Origin of the sequence: Alistipes sp. ZOR0009 (assembly GCF_000798815.1) — a bacterium.
In the GTDB taxonomy this organism is placed as follows: domain Bacteria; phylum Bacteroidota; class Bacteroidia; order Bacteroidales; family ZOR0009; genus Acetobacteroides.
The window spans coordinates 1-17,129 of sequence record NZ_JTLD01000017.1 but is presented as its reverse complement, the minus strand read 5'-3'; the positions used below and the strand labels follow the sequence as shown (position 1 = coordinate 17,129).

The following is a 17,129-nucleotide window of genomic DNA, read 5'->3' as shown; positions in this document are numbered from 1 at the left end:
AAAATATGTTTCACGTGGAACTGTAAAAAAAATATTTATTATGTTGGTACAGAGAGGTAATATAGTTGATTTAGAACAGCAAAGGGTTTATTTTGGCGAGATATGTTATGATTTAAAAGGTGTTGTTTCTGTTTTGGAAATATCCTCTAAGGTTGAAGGTGAGTTGTTTGTTATGCCAGGTTTTGTTGATTCTCATGTTCATATAGAGAGTTCAATGCTTGTTCCGTCTGAGTTTGCAAAGGTTTCTGTTCAGTTTGGTGTGGTTGCAACTGTGAGTGATCCTCATGAGATTGCGAATGTGTTGGGTGTTTCTGGGATGGAATATATGAGGAAAAATGGTTTGGATTCTGGTTTTAAGTTTTTCTTTGGTGTTCCTTCTTGTGTTCCTGCTGTTAGTTTTGATAGGTCTGGGTTTGTTTTGGATTCGAAAATTGTAGATGAATTGCTTGCTTCTGGGAATTATTATTACTTGGCGGAAATGATGAATTTCCCTGGAGTGGTAAGTGGAGATGAAGATGTGCTGACGAAAATAGAATCTGCTTTGGGAAGAGGGTTGAAGGTGGATGGTCATGCTCCCGGTTTGATTGGTGATGATCTTTTGAAGTATGTTAAGTCTGGAATTACATCTGATCATGAATGTATGTCTGTTGATGAGGCAGAATTGAAGGTGAAATTGGGGATGAAAATTCAAATTCGTGAAGGTAGCGCTGCGAAAAATTTTGATTCTTTGATTGGTGTTGCCAAAAAGTATCCCGATATGGTGATGCTTTGTTCTGACGATTGTCATCCAGATGATTTGCTGGATGAGTATTTTTTGAAACAGGTTAAGCGCGCGATTCTTGCGGGTGTCGATTTTTTTGATACGATGAAGATATCAAACTATAATGCGGTTAAGCATTATGGCTTACCTGTTGGGTTGTTGCAAAAGGGTGATCCTGCTGATTTTATTGTTGTGGATAATTTGACGGATTTGAATGTTCTGAAAACCGTCATTAATGGGATTGTCGTTTATGAAAAAGGGACGTCTAAATGTAATGATGTTGCTGTTGAAGTGGTGAATAATTTTTGTGAGAATTATATAGATTTGAACGATATCTCAGTTTTTTATGAAGGCCATTCATCTGTTGATGTAAAAGTTATCTCAACTATTGAAGGTGAACTTTATACGAAAAAGGATATTTGTTCTTTAGATGTTGTTGGTAATACTGTTTTGGCGTCACCTGATAAGGATGTTTTGAAGATTGTTGTTTTAAATAGGTATATGAAAGCAAAACCAAGTGTTGGTTTTATTAAAGGTTTTGGATTAAAGAAGGGGGCTATTTGTAGTAGTGTTTCTCATGATTCTCATAATATTGTAGCTGTAGGTGTTGATGACGAGTCTATTGTAAAGGTTGTAAATGGCGTGGTAAACGCGAAGGGAGGTTTGGCGTATGCAGATGATGATATTTTTGAAATTTTGGAATTGCCTGTTGCTGGGATTATGTCTGATAGTAGCGCTGAAGTTGTTGCATCGAAATACCGGCATTTGTTGGAGGTGGCACAAAGGAGCGGGTCTAAAATGAAAGCACCATTTATGACGATGGCTTTTATGTCTTTGGTGGTAATACCTGAATTAAAAATATCAGATCAGGGTTTGTTTGATGTTGTTGCATTTAAACCAACTTCTCTTTTTGAAAATGAGCGAAAGTAAGCATTCTGAATATTTAAAGAGTCTTGTAAATCTCCTTCCCAATCAGCCTGGTGTTTACCAGTATTTGAATGAGGAAGGAGTTGTTATTTATGTTGGTAAAGCAAAAGATCTCAAAAAAAGGGTCGCTTCATACTTTACATCGCGCCGTTTCGAAAGCAAGAAACTGTTAGTCTTGGTTAAGAAAATTAGAGATATAAAGCATATTGTTGTCCCAACAGAATCTGATGCATTGCTGCTGGAAAATAATTTGATAAAGAAACTGCAACCCCGATATAATATAAATTTGAAGGATGATAAAACCTATCCTTGGATTGCAATTAAAAATGAATTTTTTCCTAGAGTCTTTTCGACTCGAAGGTATGTTAAAGATGGTACAAAATATTTTGGACCCTATACTTCGGTAACATTGCTTCGGATTTTGTTGGATCTCATAAAGCAAATATATCCTCTTCGAACATGTAATTTATTGCTTGATGAGGTTAGCATATCTAAGGGGAAGTATAAGCCTTGTCTTGAATATCACATAGGAAACTGTAAAGCTCCATGTGTAAATTATAGTTTAATAGATTATTACGATAGTTCAATTAAAGAAATTATAGAGATACTTAGAGGGAATTTAGTGGAAGTTGTTGCGCTTTTGAAGGAAAGTATGCTAAAAGCTTCGGAGGAGTATCGTTTTGAAGACGCTCAATCTTTAAAGCAAAAAATTGAACTCTTGCAAACGTATCAAAGCAAGTCAGTCATTGTTAGCACTAGCATTTCTAACCTGGATGTTTTTTCTTTAGTTTTCGATTCGAATGTCGCATTTGCAAATTTTATGCGGGTAAATAAAGGTATGATAGTTCAATCGCACAACTTTGAAATTAAGCTACAAATAGAAGAAGAGCAGGAGAGCATTCTGTCTTTTGTTATTGCTGAGATGTATCAGCGACTTGGCTTTATTTCGCGTGAGGTGGTTGTCCCTTTTCTTCCTGATCAAGAACTTCCTAATGCTACGTATACAATTCCTCAGCGAGGCGATAAACTGAAACTTTTGGAGTTGTCTGAGAAAAATGCCAAAATGTTTCGTTTGGAAAAAATGAAGCAGCTAGAAAAGGTCGATCCTGAAAGGCATACAGAACGAATTCTAACGACGCTAAAGAAGGATCTTTACTTGGATGATTTGCCAGTACATATCGAGTGCTTTGATAACTCAAATATCCAAGGAACTAATCCGGTTGCTGCTTGTGTCGTTTTTAAAAATGCAAAGCCATCAAAAAAGGATTATCGGCATTTTAATGTTAAAACGGTTGTTGGACCCGATGACTTTGCTTCGATGAGGGAGATCGTCTTTAGGCGTTACAAGCGGCTTTTGGACGAGGGTGCGGGTCTTCCTAATTTAATCGTTATAGATGGTGGTAAAGGGCAGCTTTCCGCAGCTGTAAGTTCTTTAAAGGAACTGAATCTTTTGGATAAAATACCTGTGGTTGGCTTGGCTAAGAGGATGGAAGAAATCTATTTTCCGAATGATTCTGTGCCATTATACTTGGATAAAAATTCGGAAAGTTTGAAGGTGTTGATGCATATTAGGGATGAGGCTCACCGTTTTGGTATTACATTTCACCGCAATAAGCGTTCTGATAGTTTTATTAAATCAGAAATAAAATCGATACCAGGGATTGGTGAAAAAACGGCTATGGATTTGTACTCGAAATTTAAAACGGTAAAAAAAATGAGAGAGGCCACTATTGAGGAGTTGAGTGCCGTAGTTGGTCAACGTCGGGCTAAAATTATTACCGATTATTTTATTTCAACACCTTAAAAGGGTTCGGTTGATAATTGAAATGTTGCAGCATTCAAAACATTAAGAGCTATATTTGTCGGAGTAAAAGGATGATATGAAATCTGGTGATTCACTAAAAGTACGCAAGGATAGTTTAAAGGTTCAACAGCAAAAGACTGATACAAAAGTTTTTAATCAACTTGTAAATACGAAAACTTACGGATCAACTTTCTATCCAACGTTGTTGGCGACTAATGTCGACCATGGTTCTTACGACATTACCATGGAAGCATGCCAAAGTATTTTGCCATCTAATATCATGCGGAAAGCAGCGTTTGAGAACAACAAAAATGTGGCTAATTTCCGTTTTTACGAGCATCAAGGAATTGTTCTACCTTCTGAGCAGTTAACTGTAAATTTACCCCCTCTTACAGCTGCCGATTCGGTAAAAGTTCAATCTTCCGATTCTTTGCCTGCTGCCAAGATTGATAGTTTAGCTTTGCGGCCTGCAATAGACTCTCTCCCTAAAATTAATTTTGCTTCGGCCGACTTTAATTTTGGTGATATAGATTCGTCGTTACTTGATCGTTTTGGATTGCAGGAGTATGTTTCACGTGATTCGTACGTTTTGCTCGAAAGTCACCCCGAGTTGGTTTATGGGAGATTTAGTGCGAAGGTTCAGCTTGTTAATCCTGCACGGGTAGGGGAGGCGAAGCCTAGAGAAACTCAAAACTTAGGATTTGTTAGTTTTGTTGTGCTTACTATCGGCATAATACTTTTTATTACAAGCCTTAAATTCCAGTTTAAGAATGCGCTGTCTATAATTCAGAGTTTTATAAGCATTAGGGAGGCTCGTAAAAGCTATCAAAGCAGATCTCTATCTTTTAAGCGATTTGCTCTGTTTTCTACTATTTTTTACGTTCTTACATTTACCGTCTTTTCGATCCTTATTGCGCAGCGATTTGCTGGAAATTTTGTGAGAGAGTTTGGTATTTTACTTAGCTACTTTGTTTTCTTTCTGGCTATTCTTTCCCTGTTTTTTGCCAAAGTTTTCTCTTGGAATGTGCTCGGAAATATTTCTAGAAATAGCGAGCTGTTTAGTGAGTTGAAGTATAATCACCTTATTTTTTATACATCTTTTGCTTTGGCAATTTTTCCTTTACTCGTTGTTGCCTCTTATGCAGATGCGGTAGTTTCTAAAGTATTTATATACCTATCCATTTATTTAGTTATCATTTTATTAGTACAGTATATTATTAGGTCGTTAAGACTATTTCTTAGCTATAGAGTTTCATTTTTCTTTTGGTTTTTATACTTTTGCACCCTTGAAATGCTACCTATAGCTGTTGCATTGTATCTGCTGCAGTAGGTGGCAAAGAGCATTTAGTCACAATTTTAAAACTTACAGCCTTGAAAGTCAAGAGAGTTCTAATTTCGCAACCCGATCCAGGTACCGAAAAATCGCCGTACCAAGAAACCGCGGAAAAGTACGGGCTCAAGATTGATTTTCGTCCTTTTATCAAAGTAGAGGGCGTAAATTCGAAAGAGTTCAGACAACAAAAAGTTGATATTCTTGCACATACGGCTGTGATTTTTACTGCACGAACTGCAATTGATCATTTTTTCCGTATTTGTGAGGAGCTTCGCATTACGGTTCCTGAAACGATGAAGTACTTTTGTATTTCGGAGTCGATTGCACTATACCTGCAAAAATATATCGTATACCGCAAGCGTAAAATCTTTTTTGGTAACGGAAAGTTCGAAGATCTAATGGATTCCATTGTTAAGCATAAGGATGAAAAGTTCCTTCTTCCGCTTTCTGATGTACATAAGCCAGAAATCCCTAAGGCTCTAGATAAAGCTAAGATTAACTATACTAAGTCTATTCTTTTTAAGACTGTTAGCAGCGACCTTAGCGATATGAAAATAGATAATTACGATCTTGTAATTTTCTACAGTCCTACTGGAATTGCATCTTTATCCGAAAATTTCCCTAATTACGTTCAGGGGGATAAAAAGATTGGAGCATTTGGTCCTGCGACAGCAAAAGCCGTAAAAGATAATAGCTTACGATTAGATTTAGAAGCCCCAACACCAGAGGCTCCCTCTATGGCTAAAGCGCTAGAGTTGTTTATAAAGAAGAACCATAAAGAAAATAAGTAGTCTTAAGACTATCAAAATACATCGCCTTAAATTAATTTCGCTAGGAATTGTTTAAGGCGATTTTTATTTGAACCTTGTTGAGAGGAAGACGTGTTGGTTTTATATTTACGTCTTAACAACCTGTTGTAGATTTATAAAGGTTGATTAACGGAGTCTGTTCTCTACTTTTGTGTAGCTTAGCTTTTTAATTAATAAATTTGAGAAATAGCAATCCATGAAGGAAAATAGGTTTTATAAAACCGAGCGATTATGTAGTAAAAAGGATTTTGAGCTGCTTTTTAGCGACTCTGAATCTATTTTTGTGTATCCCTTCAAGGTTGTCTTTAGAACTACTGCTTTTTCTGAAAAGGAGGGCTTAAAGTTGGGTATAAGCGTATCTAAACGTAACTTTAAGCGAGCAGTTAAGCGAAACTACATTAAGCGGCGAATACGCGAAGGTTTTAGGCTAAATAAGCAACCTTTGAAGGATGTTTTGAGAGAGCACAACATTGGCTTGCATTTGATGTTAGTTTATGTGTCGAAAGAAACGATGGAGTTTAGTGATATTGAACCAAAAATTAGGATAGTACTTGAAAAGGTTGCTAAAATATTGTCGAAACCTGCTGGTGTGGCTGCTGATAGTCCCGATTAGATTTTATCAGCACGCTATATCTCCGCTAAAGCCTCCCTCATGTAGGTTCACTCCAACTTGCTCTGCTTATGCAGTGCAGGCGCTGAGAAAGCACGGACCTATAAAGGGTTTATGGTTGGCTATTTGGCGTATATTGCGCTGTAACCCTTGGGGTGGGAGCGGGTACGATCCTGTTCCCTAAGAATATAATTAACGTTTTACCATATCAATGGTTGTTTATGAATAGCTTAAAAGAAAAACTGAAAGGAACGAAGAGGTATATTGCAATTGGGTTATCAGGGATGGCTCTTTTTGTGATGTTTTCGTTTACTAGTCCAAACTACAATTTTGCAAAGAGCTTAGATCTTTTCTTCAACGTACTTCGAGAGTTGAATATTTTTTATGTTGACGAGGTAAAGACTGAAGATTTGGTAAACAAGGCCATTACCGAAATGCTGTCAACTCTGGATCCATACACCACCTACATTCCCGCTGATGAGATGGAGGATTTTGAATTTATGACAACCGGGCAGTATGGAGGTATGGGGGCGTTGATTCGTAAGCAGGGCGATTACATTGAGATATCAGAACCTTACGAAGCATTTCCCGCCGCAAAAGCTGGACTTGTTGCTGGAGATTTGCTTTTGAGCATTGACAATAAGTCGATAAAAGGGTTAGATGTTTCTGCTGTTAGCGCAATGCTTAAGGGTAAGGCTGGCTCTAAGATGTACTTGAAGGTTTTGAAACTTAAGGGTAAAGATACAGCGGATGTTGTTGTAACCCGCGAGATCATTAAAATACCATCAGTTCCTTACTACGGAATTGTAAAGGATAAGGTTGGGTATATCCGTTTTACCAACTTTACTACCGATTGTAGCAAGGAGGTTAAAGATGCCGTGATCAACCTAAAGAAGCAGGGGGCATCTTCTATTGTGCTTGATCTGAGAGGGAACCCAGGTGGTTTGCTTAATGAGGCGGTGAAGGTTGTAGGCCTTTTTGTTCCACGCGGACAACTTGTGGTGAGCACCAAAGGTAAGGTTAAGGAATTTGATGCTACCTACAAAACCGAAACAGAGCCAGTTGACACCAAAATACCTTTGGTTGTTCTGGTAAATAGCGGTTCTGCTTCTGCTTCAGAAATTGTTTCGGGAGCTTTACAAGATTTGGATAGGGCTGTAGTGGTTGGTAATCGAACATTTGGTAAGGGGTTGGTGCAAACCACCCGACCATTAGGTTATAACTCTCAGCTTAAAATTACGACGGCGAAATACTACATACCTTCCGGTAGATGTATCCAAGCGTTGGATTATTCGCATAGAAATCCGGATGGAAGCGTGGGTACTGTGCCAGACTCGTTGATATCGAAGTTTAAGACCAAGAATGGTAGAATCGTTTTTGATGGTGGTGGCATTATGCCCGATATTAAGGTTGATGCGGAGAATATGAGCAAGATCGCTATCAGCCTTTTGAGTAAGGGGTTAATATCCGACTACATTAACGAGTACTACGTTAAGCATTCGGAGGTGCCAGATGTTCGTAAGTTCAGCTTTTCGGATAGGGACTATAGCGATTTTGTTAGCTTCTTGTCCAATAAAAATTACGATTATACGACCCAAACCGAGGTGTTGGTAAAGCAGCTCGAAGAGGCGGTAAAGAAGGACAAGTACTACGATCATTCGCAAAAGGAGCTCGCTGCCCTAAAGAAGCAGCTAACACACGACAAACAAAAAGATTTGATGCTCTTTAAAGATGAGCTGAAGTCCTACTTGGAAGATGAGCTTATTGGTAGATATCACTATCAAAGAGGCAAGATTGAGCGATCGTTAATGACAGACCCTCAGGTTAAGGAAGCACTAAAGGCTGCTGAGAATACACAAAAAAGCATGGAGATATTGGCAAGGAAGTAGCTTGTCGCAAAATAAAAAAGGGCAACCATTACGGTTGCCCTTTTCTTTTATGATTGAAGCTTACTTCTTTACTTCGTTCATTTTATCGGTAAGCTGCTTTTTAAACTGCTCAAAGTAAGGCTTTGCCTTTTCCTCCTTTAAGGTTGAAATTCTAGCATCAATAGCGTTTGACAGCACCTGGAAATCGTTTTTTGTTCCGTAGTCGGTTACAACAGGAACTGCTTGCGAAAGGATGTTGTAGCTATCTCTATCCGAAATGTTGGTGTTTTTAACTGCTTTTTCGGCCAAGGCGGCAATTGCTGTACCATTCTTGGCTGCCTTAGCGTCTGCCATGTCTAGAAGAGCGAGGTAGGTTTGGCTATCCTTAACTCCGCATGTTCCGATGAAATCGCGCACCTTTTTAGACTCTTCCTTGCTATAAACCGTTCCACGACGGTTAACTAGTAGGGACATTGCTTTTGATGAGAAAACAGAGCCTATTTTGGCGGTTACGGCAGAATCTCCTGCAACCTCGGTAAACTTAAGACGGTTGGTTAGGATAAAAATGAAGTCTTTGCTGAAAAGATCATTTACAAAGTCGTTATAAACTTCCCAATTATCCTTGGTTACTCTTTCGTTTTCTTTTAGCGATTTGAGGTAACCTTGAGCAATGGTTTCCGACTCCTGCTGCATGTAGGCATCTTGTAGAGTCTTTAGGTAGCCTAGTATGAATTTAGCATCGCGGTTACCATTATCATATTTTGCCTTTTGTCCAGCTAAAGAGGTCTCCGGATTTAATCCAACCTTTACTTTTTCCATAAACTCATCGGCCTCGGCGCCACCTACAATTCGGTGAATGACATTGCCGGCAGTATCTAGTATAAGAAAAGTTGGGAATGCTTTTACCTCAAACTTCTTGGCAAGCTCAACACCTTCGCCTTTTTCCATATCAAACTTGGTGTTGATGAACTTATCGTTAAAGAAGTCGGCTACCTTATCTTGGGTAAATACGGTATTGGCCATGTACTTGCAGGGGCCACACCAAGTGGTGAAACCATCAAAAAAGATGGGTTTGTTGGCGGCTTTTGCTTTTGCTTTTACTTCTGCAAAGGTAGCGTGCTGGAAGTCTACGCTACGATTCTGGGCAAACAGACTCCCTGCGGCTAACACAAGGGTAAGTCCTAATGCTAATTTTTTCATAAGGCGTTTTATGTTATGATTTAAGCTTGGCAAATCTAAAAAAGTTTAGATACAGTTGATCTAAACCCTTTATCTTACGTGCCATTTATTTGGGTTTACGATTCGGAAGCTATCTTTTCTCTAACCATTTCCAGTACCTTTACGTATTCCTCCTTGTGATCTAAGAAGTTATGCTCATCAATGTCGATGATTAGAAGCTTACCTTGATTGTAGCTTTGGATCCACTTGTTGTAAAGCTCGTTAAGGTTATCAAGATATTCAGGGCTTATGTTCTTTTCGTAATCGCGACCACGACTAGCAATTTGGCGTACTAAGGTTTTGGAAGATGATTTGATGTAGATTAGCAGCTCTGGAGGATGAACTAGCGAGGTGGTAAGATTGAAAAGCTTGGTGTAGGTGTTGAAGTCTCTTTCGGTCATTAATCCCATTTGGTGAAGGTTGGGGGCAAAGATGTAGGCATCCTCATAAACGGTTCGGTCTTGTATTACGTTTCGTTCCTTCCTTCTTACGTCTACTATTTGCTTTAGTCGCGAGTGCAAAAAGTAGATTTGTAGGTTAAACGACCACCGGGGCATATCCCCATAGAAGTCGTTGATGTAGGGATTTTGTTCTAGATCTTCGTACATAGCATCCCAACCTAGACTCTTAGAAAGCATTTTGGTGAGTGTTGTTTTACCGCTTCCAATGTTACCTGCTACTGCAATTTGAATCATTTCTAACCTTAATTTGAGGCCTTGTTTTTTTATGTGATAACGAGGCAGCAAGATATCAAAATATGGTTATTTGATTTTGCTGACTGCGTTTTTTTTGAATTTTGAGGTCGCTGATGCTACTCTATAGTTTTTCGTTTATCGTCAAAAGCTTCTCGACGTAGTCTCTTGCATTGAAAAGTCGTGGAACCTTATTTTGCCCACCTAGCTTACCCGACTCTTTGAGCCACTGGTAGAACACTCCCTGCTTTAGCGCATGAACCACCGGACGCTGTAGCGTTATGTTTTTGTATCGCTTAGCTTCGTAGTCGGAGTTGATGGAGATAAGCTTCTGATCGAGTGTGTCGATAAAAGCATCCATGTTTGCCGGCATCTTTTGGAACTCGAAAAGCCACTCGTGACCACCCGTTCCATTGTTCCCCATGTATATAGGGGCTGCGGTATACTCGTTGATGATGGCACCTGTTGCATTGCAGGCAGCCTTTACGGCCTGTTCGGCGTTATCTATAATCACCTCTTCTCCAAAGGTGTTTATGTAGTGCTTAGTTCTTCCGGTAATTTTAATTTTATGGGGATATAGCGAGGTGAACTCCACCGTATCACCAATCACATACCGCCATAGGCCTCCGTTGGTGGTTATCACTATGGCGTAGTTAACGCCTGTTTGCACGTCGGCAATGGTAAGTGGGGTTACATTGTCGTCGAAGAAGCGGTCCATTGGGATAAACTCGTAGAAGATGCTATAGTCCAGCATTAGTAGCATGTCGCTCGACGATGGGTCGTCCTGCAGCGCAAAGAATCCTTCCGAAGCGTTGTAGGTTTCCATGTAGTTCATGTAGTCCGATGGAAGTAGCTTTCGGTACTGCTCGCGGTAGGGAGTAAAGCTAACCCCTCCATGTATAAAGAGCTCCATGTTGGGCCATACCTCAAACAGATTTTTCTTTCCGGTGTGCTCCAGTATATACTTCATAAGCACAAGGTTCCACGATGGTACCCCTGCAAAGTATGTAACGTTTAGTGGGATGGCCTCCTCGGCAATGCGGCGCATCTTTTCCTCGAAATCGGGGATAAGCGCTACCTTTTGGCTGGGCGTACGCATTAGGTCGGCCCAAAAAGGTATATTTTCTATTAGAATGGCCGATAGGTCGCCCGTAAAGGCCTTGTCGTTTAGCTTGTCGATTTGGTGGCTGCCACCTAAGGTTAACCCTTTACCGCTGTAGATGCCAGTTTCGGGATAGTTGTTGGTATACACCGTAAGCGTATCCTTACCACCCTGGAAGTGTATCTCTTCCAGCGATTCGTTGCTTACAGGAATAAACTTGCTCTTATCTTCGGTAGTTCCCGACGATTTGGCAAACCAACGAATTTCTGTTGGCCATAGCACATTCTGCTCGCCCGAGCGTATCCGCTCGATGAATGGCTTAACCTGGTTGTAGTCCTGTATAGGTGTGCGTTGCTGAAAAGTTTCGATGCTGCCTATCGATGCAAAGTCATGCATTTTACCCCATTCTGTCGATTTGGCGGTTTCGATAAGCCGTTTGAGTATGCACTCTTGGGTTTCGAAAGGTCGCTTTCGGAAATCGTCAATGCTTTTCAGTCGCTTCGAACTGAGCAGGCTTACTATTGAGTTGATAATTGGCATCTACTTTTGAGTGTATTTACTTTCAAATATAACTTTTTGTTGGTTTTCCCAACCTGTTGGTGTAAAAGTTATCTGTTTTTTCGCGAGCTGTTCCACGCTTTTAGCTTAACCCTACTTACACCTTACGGTAGCAGCTACATCGACAACTTTTCGAGGTGTTCGTAGCTTGCCAGAAAGATGGGAGTATATTTTTCCGTATCGTAGCTGTACTCGAAGAGCGAAACGCCTAGGTTATTGTGGGGGTGATGCTCCATCTGCGATATCGGTTCGTCCAGCAGGTAGCAGAGCAGCACACGTATGGCTCTACCATGCATGCATACCACCACGTTGGTTTCATCGGTACGGGCTATCACCTGATCTAGCGCTTTGGCGATACGATCCATTACCTCGTTAGGACTTTCGCCCTTTTCTACCTTCGCGTCGCCGTCGCCGTTACGCCATTGGGTCAGTAGCCACTCTAGGGCAAACTGTCCCTGCTCATCAAACATGGGTTGCCCCTCCATAATTCCGAAGTTCATCTCATCGAATCCTGGGTTTGTTTCATGTGGAACCCCACTTGCAATTAGGGGAGCCATGGATTGACGGGTGCGCTGTAGGGAGGTTGTGTAAACCCTATCGAAGGGAATATGGTGGTAGTGATCGTAGAAAGCTTGTGCCTGACGGTGCCCCAGCTGGTTTAAGGGAGCATCAATACCCTTGCCCTGTATTAGGTTTTGCTTGTTGCAATCGGTCTCGCCGTGGCGAGCAAAGTAGATTCGTTTTATCATGGCTTTGTTGGTTGTTAGCTCAAAGATAGAATTTCTGGGGGAATGCGACCGCTCAGGTATTGCCATCAGCTTTCTATTAAAACACATTCTAGCTTTTATTCTGAATAAAGTATAAATCTCAGGCGAAGCTATGCATAATTCAAATATTGTTCGTAGGTTTGCGAACAATACATACAGTATGGGTAATAGTTGTACAAAAATTGAGGTGAATGAGCTGGAAGCGGTAGCTCGATATGCTAAGGCGATGGGGCATCCTACCCGCATGGCCATCCTCCAATTTCTTGCTGCGCAGGATAGCTGCTTCTTTGGAGATATCTTTGAGGTACTCCCCATTGCAAAGGCTACGGTGTCGCAGCACCTTAAGGAGCTTAAGGAGGCGGGCCTGATACAGGGAGAAATTGAGGCTCCCAAGGTTCGCTACTGCATTAATAAGCCTAATTGGGCTGAGGCTCAGCGCCTGTTCGACAAGTTTTTTGGACAGCGCGAGCAGTGTAATGTATGCTGTGACTAGCGTACATTTTTTTGAGATTGATGTTCGTTGTTTTGCGAATTACGTATTAATAAATACTATCACTTATGGTTGTAAAAGTACTAGGTACAGGTTGCGCTGGATGTAAGGCGCTTTACGAAAATGCCAAGCAGGCTATTGCCGAGCTGGGTGCTGACATCACCCTTGTTAAGGAGGAGGATATCATGAAGATTATGGACTACAACGTGATGAGCCTTCCGGCGTTGGTTGTAGACGAAAAGGTGGTTACAACAGGCAAGCGCCTTACCGTAGCAGAGGTAAAAGAAATTCTATCTAAATAAAAAGCTATGAGTACGTTTAGGGGAATTTTGATGGTAGTGGTTGTGATGGTTGCAGGGATGAATACCAGCCTATGGGCGCAACCTAAGGGAAAATCGGCCCAAAGTAACAGGGTAGAAGTGTTGTACTTTCATGGTAAGCAGCGTTGTATGACCTGTAATGCTATAGAGAAGCTCTCCCGCGAGGTGGTCCAAACCAGCTTTGCCAATGAGGTTAAGAAGGGAACGTTGGTTTTTAAGGTGGTAGATATATCTAAGCCCGAAAATGAAAAGCTAGCTGATAGCTACGAGGTAACGTGGTCTTCGTTGTTCGTAAACAGCTGGCGAGGAGGTAAGGAGTCGCGTAAGAATATGACGGAGTACGCCTTTTCGTACGCAAAAAATTCGCCCGATGTATTTAAGGCAGGCTTAGTTAAGGCACTAAAGGAGCAGCTAAAGTAGATGGAATACCTACAAACGTTACTGGATAATAGCACCACACCCGTGGTTACGGCTTTCCTGCTGGGACTGCTTACAGCTGTTAGTCCCTGTCCGTTGGCTACCAACATCACCGCCATTGGGTATATAAGCAAAGACATAGAGAGTAGGCACCGGATATTTTGGAACGGTATAGTTTACACCTTAGGACGTGTAGTTACCTATACCGCGTTGGGGTTTATTCTTATTCCGATACTAAGGCAGGGAGCCAGCATGTTTGCCATACAAAAGGCTATAAGCAAGTATGGCGAGATGTTTATTGCGCCGCTACTAATTCTCGTGGGTATTTTTATGCTCGATCTGATAAAGCTGAAGCTACCCGCTTTTAGTGTTGGTGGCGATAAGCTAAAGGAGAAAAGTAAAGGTTTCACGGGGGCTCTTTTGTTGGGGATTCTCTTCTCAATGGCCTTTTGTCCTACCAGCGGAGTGTTCTACTTTGGGATGCTGATACCAATGTCGGCCGCCGAAAGCGGAGGCTACTGGCTACCCGTTGTGTTTGCTATTGCTACCGGACTACCAGTGATGGTGGTTGCCTGGATAGTTGCCTATAGCATTTCGGGGATTGGTCGGTTTTACAATACGATGCAAACATTCGAGAGGTGGTTTCGTAAGGTGGTTGCCGTACTCTTTATCCTTGTTGGCGTCTACTATGGTTACATGTTTATTTTTTAAGCTGATTATATGAAGGTTCTAATTCTTTGTACCGGAAATAGCTGCCGCAGCCAGATGGCTCACGGATGGCTACAGTCGTTTGATGCATCGCTGGAGGTTTACTCGGCAGGTACGGCTCCCGCACCACAGGTAAATCCCAACGCAGTAAAGGCAATGGCCGAGGCTGGTATCAACATCAGCACCCATACTCCTAAAAGCGTAGAACTATACCTCGATCAGGAGTGGGACTACGTGATTACCGTTTGCGGTGGCGCCAACGAGAGCTGCCCAGCATTTGTGGGTAACGTAAAAAATCGTGTTCATATCGGTTTCGACGATCCTTCGGAGGCTACAGGCGAACCCGATTTTGTGTGGGGAGAGTACATCCGAGTGCGCGACGAGATTAAGGAGAGGTTCCACGACTTCTACACCAAGGTGATTAAAGGTTTTCGTCCTATACCTAAATGCAGCTGCAAGGGTAAGTAGCAGGGTGGACAAAAGGTAATAGTAGGGTAGAAGCTGCTGCTGTTAGGGGGCTGCTTCTATCCCCCAATCTATTCGTAACTTAAAAATCTCGCATATGGAGGAGACAAAAGGTATTGGTTTCTTTGAGAAGTATCTGACAGTTTGGGTGGCCCTCTGCATTTTGGCTGGTATTGGTATTGGGCAGCTGGCACCGAGTGTTCCACAGTTTTTAGGTAAGTTCGAGTATGCCAACGTTTCGATTCCGGTAGCCATACTAATATGGCTGATGATATACCCGATGATGCTGAAGGTTGATTTTCATAGCATCGTGAATGTGGGAAAGCGACCCCGAGGTATCGTAATTACCTGCGTTACCAACTGGCTGATTAAACCATTTACCATGTTTGGTATTGCGTCGCTTTTCTTTTACGTATTGTTTAAAGCTTTTATACCAGAAAACTTGGCCAACGAGTACCTTGCAGGTGCCGTACTTTTGGGCGCTGCGCCATGTACTGCAATGGTTTTTGTGTGGAGCTACCTTACCAAAGGCGATGCCGCCTATACCTTGGTTCAGGTTGCTGTAAACGATCTTATCATTCTGGTAGCATTTGCTCCTATAGTTGCCTTTCTGCTTGGGGTTAGTGGGGTAGCCATTCCTTGGGATACCCTTGTGCTCTCGGTTATTCTGTTTGTGGTTATTCCTCTTGGAGCGGGAGTATTAACCCGCTGGTATGTGGTTAAGCATCATGGTATCGAATACTTTAATAACGTTTTTGTAAAGAAGTTCGATAGCTACACCATACTCGGATTGCTGCTTACGCTTATCATACTTTTCTCCTTTCAGGGCGAAACGATTCTGAATAATCCGCTACATATTCTGCTAATTGCCATCCCGCTGGTTATCCAAACGGTGCTTATCTTCTTTGTAGCCTACGGTTGGGCCAAGGTATGGAAGCTGCCGCACGATGTTGCTGCTCCCGCCGGCATGATTGGTGCAAGTAACTTTTTTGAGCTCGCTGTGGCTGTGGCTATATCGCTTTTTGGTATGCAGTCGGGTGCTGCCTTAGCTACCGTGGTTGGCGTGCTGGTAGAGGTACCCGTTATGCTGCTGCTTGTTCGGGTTGCCAACAGAACGCGCTCTTGGTTTCCTGAAAGTATAAAAAATTGATTTATATTATTTATAGACGTTGTTCCACAACAATTAAATTAGATTGATGATACAAAATTTTGCCGACTGGCTGGTTTACGGCATATTCGGAATAGCCGCCGACACCCATTTTGGGGCTGCGCTCAACTTCTTTGTGTACGACACCATCAAGATCATGCTGCTGCTATTCTCCATCAGCTTGGTAATGGGGGTGGTAAATGCCTACTTTCCTATAGATAGGCTACGAACCTTTTTGGCAACTCGTAAACTGTACGGATTTCAGTACGTGCTGGCCTCCTTTTTTGGCGCCATCACCCCATTTTGCTCCTGCTCCTCCATTCCGCTTTTCATTGGTTTTGTAAAGGGAGGTATTCCGTTGGGGGTAACCTTCTCGTTTCTGATAACCTCGCCGTTGGTAAATGAGGTGGCTGTAGCCATGTTTTTAGGAACCTTTGGTTTAAAGGTGACGCTTATTTACGCCTTAAGCGGAATCATACTGGGTGTGGTTGGCGGTTTTATTCTCGGTAAGCTGAAGCTAGAGCCGATGCTAAGCGAGTGGGTGCGTAAGGTACAAGCTACCTCGCAGCAGGAGGCTTTGGTGTGGCAGGCCGAGCATACCACCTTTGCCAAGCGTTTCCCTACCATTGCCAAGGATGCTTGGGGAATTGTAAAAGGGGTTTGGATTTACGTGCTGGTAGGTATTGCCGTTGGTGCAGGCATGCATGGCTATGTTCCTGAGGGCTTCTTCGAGAGCTACCTCTCGCCCGATAACCCATTTGCCGTTCCTGTTGCCGTGTTGGTGGGCATTCCGCTATACGCCGGGGCTACCGGAATCGTGCCTGTAATGCAGGTGCTCGTGGCTAAAGGTGTTCCTATTGGTACTGCGCTTGCCTTTATGATGGCCACCGTTGGACTCTCGCTGCCCGAAGCTACCATGCTTAAGAAGGTAATGACGCTAAAGCTTATAGGAATCTTTTTTGGACTAGTTGGTCTTTTCATTATAATCTCGGGGTACCTATTTAACCTCATCCTATAGGCTTTTATGCCGTCAGTAGGTAAAACGTAGGGTTCGAGCTAACCCTCGGTATGGTTCGGGTGAACCCTCGGTATGGTTCGGGTGAACCCTCGGTATGGTTCGGGTGAACCCTCGGT

18 protein-coding genes are annotated in these 17,129 nt (G+C 42.1%); 14 read left to right on the top strand and 4 right to left on the bottom strand.

Features of this window, described 5'->3' with window-relative positions; translation table 11 throughout:
• Positions 1-40: 40 nt before the first annotated feature.
• The 7 genes from ade to L990_RS05755 all read left to right on the top strand — a co-directional run bounded on the left by ade (position 41) and on the right by L990_RS05755 (position 8,132).
• Positions 41-1,690 (top strand): adenine deaminase, encoded by a 1,650-nt coding sequence (gene ade, locus L990_RS05780; protein WP_047446419.1) that lies wholly within the window; start codon positions 41-43, stop codon positions 1,688-1,690.
• The gene (gene uvrC, locus L990_RS05775; RefSeq protein ID WP_047446417.1) at positions 1,677-3,491 is read left to right on the top strand and encodes an excinuclease ABC subunit UvrC; all 1,815 of its coding nucleotides are present in this window, start codon (positions 1,677-1,679) and stop codon (positions 3,489-3,491) included. The genes ade and uvrC overlap by 14 nt, the downstream gene beginning before the upstream one ends.
• A gap of 76 nt (positions 3,492-3,567) precedes the next feature.
• A complete protein-coding gene (locus L990_RS05770; RefSeq protein ID WP_047446415.1) occupies positions 3,568-4,821 on the top strand; it encodes a DUF4271 domain-containing protein in 1,254 nt (417 codons plus the stop codon).
• A gap of 41 nt (positions 4,822-4,862) precedes the next feature.
• Positions 4,863-5,615: a uroporphyrinogen-III synthase gene (locus L990_RS05765; RefSeq protein ID WP_047446413.1), complete on the top strand. Its 753-nt coding sequence runs from the start codon at positions 4,863-4,865 to the stop codon at positions 5,613-5,615.
• Positions 5,616-5,829: 214 nt separating this feature from the next.
• Entirely contained in the window at positions 5,830-6,246 is a 417-nt protein-coding gene (gene rnpA / locus L990_RS05760; RefSeq protein ID WP_047446411.1) for a ribonuclease P protein component, read from the top strand.
• Positions 6,194-6,427, top strand: coding sequence for a membrane protein insertion efficiency factor YidD (gene yidD / locus L990_RS19650; RefSeq protein ID WP_081981610.1), 234 nt, complete (start codon positions 6,194-6,196; stop codon positions 6,425-6,427). Before rnpA ends, yidD begins: the two co-directional genes overlap by 53 nt.
• Positions 6,428-6,464: 37 nt before the next feature.
• Positions 6,465-8,132 (top strand): S41 family peptidase, encoded by a 1,668-nt coding sequence (locus L990_RS05755; protein WP_047446409.1) that lies wholly within the window; start codon positions 6,465-6,467, stop codon positions 8,130-8,132.
• 60 nt (positions 8,133-8,192) lie between these two features.
• Here the strand turns inward: L990_RS05755 and L990_RS19130 are convergent, their stop codons facing one another.
• The 4 genes from L990_RS19130 to L990_RS05735 form a co-directional block, all read right to left on the bottom strand.
• Positions 8,193-9,311, bottom strand: a complete 1,119-nt coding sequence (locus L990_RS19130; protein WP_052180771.1) for a thioredoxin family protein — start codon at positions 9,309-9,311, stop codon at positions 8,193-8,195.
• Between the two features lie 95 nt (positions 9,312-9,406).
• Positions 9,407-10,021: a deoxynucleoside kinase gene (locus L990_RS05745; RefSeq protein ID WP_197057244.1), complete on the bottom strand. Its 615-nt coding sequence runs from the start codon at positions 10,019-10,021 to the stop codon at positions 9,407-9,409.
• Positions 10,022-10,145: 124 nt separating this feature from the next.
• Positions 10,146-11,663, bottom strand: coding sequence for a GH3 auxin-responsive promoter family protein (locus L990_RS05740; protein ID WP_047446405.1), 1,518 nt, complete (start codon positions 11,661-11,663; stop codon positions 10,146-10,148).
• 134 nt (positions 11,664-11,797) lie between these two features.
• A complete protein-coding gene (locus tag L990_RS05735) occupies positions 11,798-12,430 on the bottom strand; it encodes a histidine phosphatase family protein (protein ID WP_047446548.1) in 633 nt (210 codons plus the stop codon).
• Positions 12,431-12,608: 178 nt separating this feature from the next.
• Here L990_RS05735 and L990_RS05730 point away from each other — a divergent pair, with 178 nt between their 5' ends.
• From L990_RS05730 to L990_RS05700, 7 genes are all read left to right on the top strand, one after another.
• Complete coding sequence (locus L990_RS05730; protein ID WP_231562250.1) at positions 12,609-12,941, top strand: ArsR/SmtB family transcription factor; 333 nt, start codon at positions 12,609-12,611, stop codon at positions 12,939-12,941.
• Between the two features lie 65 nt (positions 12,942-13,006).
• Positions 13,007-13,240 (top strand): thioredoxin family protein, encoded by a 234-nt coding sequence (locus L990_RS05725; protein WP_047446401.1) that lies wholly within the window; start codon positions 13,007-13,009, stop codon positions 13,238-13,240.
• A 6-nt stretch (positions 13,241-13,246) separates the two neighbouring features.
• The gene (locus L990_RS05720) at positions 13,247-13,678 is read left to right on the top strand and encodes a nitrophenyl compound nitroreductase subunit ArsF family protein (RefSeq protein ID WP_047446399.1); all 432 of its coding nucleotides are present in this window, start codon (positions 13,247-13,249) and stop codon (positions 13,676-13,678) included.
• Positions 13,679-14,386, top strand: a complete 708-nt coding sequence (locus tag L990_RS05715) for an aromatic aminobenezylarsenical efflux permease ArsG family transporter (RefSeq protein WP_047446397.1) — start codon at positions 13,679-13,681, stop codon at positions 14,384-14,386.
• A gap of 9 nt (positions 14,387-14,395) precedes the next feature.
• The gene (locus tag L990_RS05710) at positions 14,396-14,851 is read left to right on the top strand and encodes an arsenate reductase ArsC (RefSeq protein WP_052180770.1); all 456 of its coding nucleotides are present in this window, start codon (positions 14,396-14,398) and stop codon (positions 14,849-14,851) included.
• Positions 14,852-14,945: 94 nt separating this feature from the next.
• The gene (gene arsB / locus L990_RS05705; RefSeq protein WP_047446395.1) at positions 14,946-15,998 is read left to right on the top strand and encodes an ACR3 family arsenite efflux transporter; all 1,053 of its coding nucleotides are present in this window, start codon (positions 14,946-14,948) and stop codon (positions 15,996-15,998) included.
• A gap of 46 nt (positions 15,999-16,044) precedes the next feature.
• Positions 16,045-17,013, top strand: a complete 969-nt coding sequence (locus L990_RS05700) for a permease (RefSeq protein WP_047446393.1) — start codon at positions 16,045-16,047, stop codon at positions 17,011-17,013.
• Positions 17,014-17,129 lie beyond the last annotated feature (116 nt).

Bases quoted from the DNA above. Each gene is read 5' to 3' on its own strand.
- L990_RS05735 (WP_047446548.1), bottom strand. From the start codon at position 12,430: ATGATAAAACGAATCTACTTTGCTCGCCACGGCGAGACCGATTGCAAC.
- L990_RS05725 (WP_047446401.1), top strand. From the start codon at position 13,007: ATGGTTGTAAAAGTACTAGGTACAGGTTGCGCTGGATGTAAGGCGCTT.
- arsB (WP_047446395.1), top strand. From the start codon at position 14,946: ATGGAGGAGACAAAAGGTATTGGTTTCTTTGAGAAGTATCTGACAGTT.
- uvrC (WP_047446417.1), top strand. From the start codon at position 1,677: ATGAGCGAAAGTAAGCATTCTGAATATTTAAAGAGTCTTGTAAATCTC.
- ade (WP_047446419.1), top strand. From the start codon at position 41: ATGTTGGTACAGAGAGGTAATATAGTTGATTTAGAACAGCAAAGGGTT.
- L990_RS05730 (WP_231562250.1), top strand. From the start codon at position 12,609: ATGGGTAATAGTTGTACAAAAATTGAGGTGAATGAGCTGGAAGCGGTA.
- L990_RS05700 (WP_047446393.1), top strand. From the start codon at position 16,045: ATGATACAAAATTTTGCCGACTGGCTGGTTTACGGCATATTCGGAATA.
- L990_RS05755 (WP_047446409.1), top strand. From the start codon at position 6,465: ATGAATAGCTTAAAAGAAAAACTGAAAGGAACGAAGAGGTATATTGCA.
- L990_RS19130 (WP_052180771.1), bottom strand. From the start codon at position 9,311: ATGAAAAAATTAGCATTAGGACTTACCCTTGTGTTAGCCGCAGGGAGT.
- L990_RS05710 (WP_052180770.1), top strand. From the start codon at position 14,396: ATGAAGGTTCTAATTCTTTGTACCGGAAATAGCTGCCGCAGCCAGATG.
- L990_RS05720 (WP_047446399.1), top strand. From the start codon at position 13,247: ATGAGTACGTTTAGGGGAATTTTGATGGTAGTGGTTGTGATGGTTGCA.
- L990_RS05740 (WP_047446405.1), bottom strand. From the start codon at position 11,663: ATGCCAATTATCAACTCAATAGTAAGCCTGCTCAGTTCGAAGCGACTG.
- L990_RS05715 (WP_047446397.1), top strand. From the start codon at position 13,679: ATGGAATACCTACAAACGTTACTGGATAATAGCACCACACCCGTGGTT.
- rnpA (WP_047446411.1), top strand. From the start codon at position 5,830: ATGAAGGAAAATAGGTTTTATAAAACCGAGCGATTATGTAGTAAAAAG.
- L990_RS05770 (WP_047446415.1), top strand. From the start codon at position 3,568: ATGAAATCTGGTGATTCACTAAAAGTACGCAAGGATAGTTTAAAGGTT.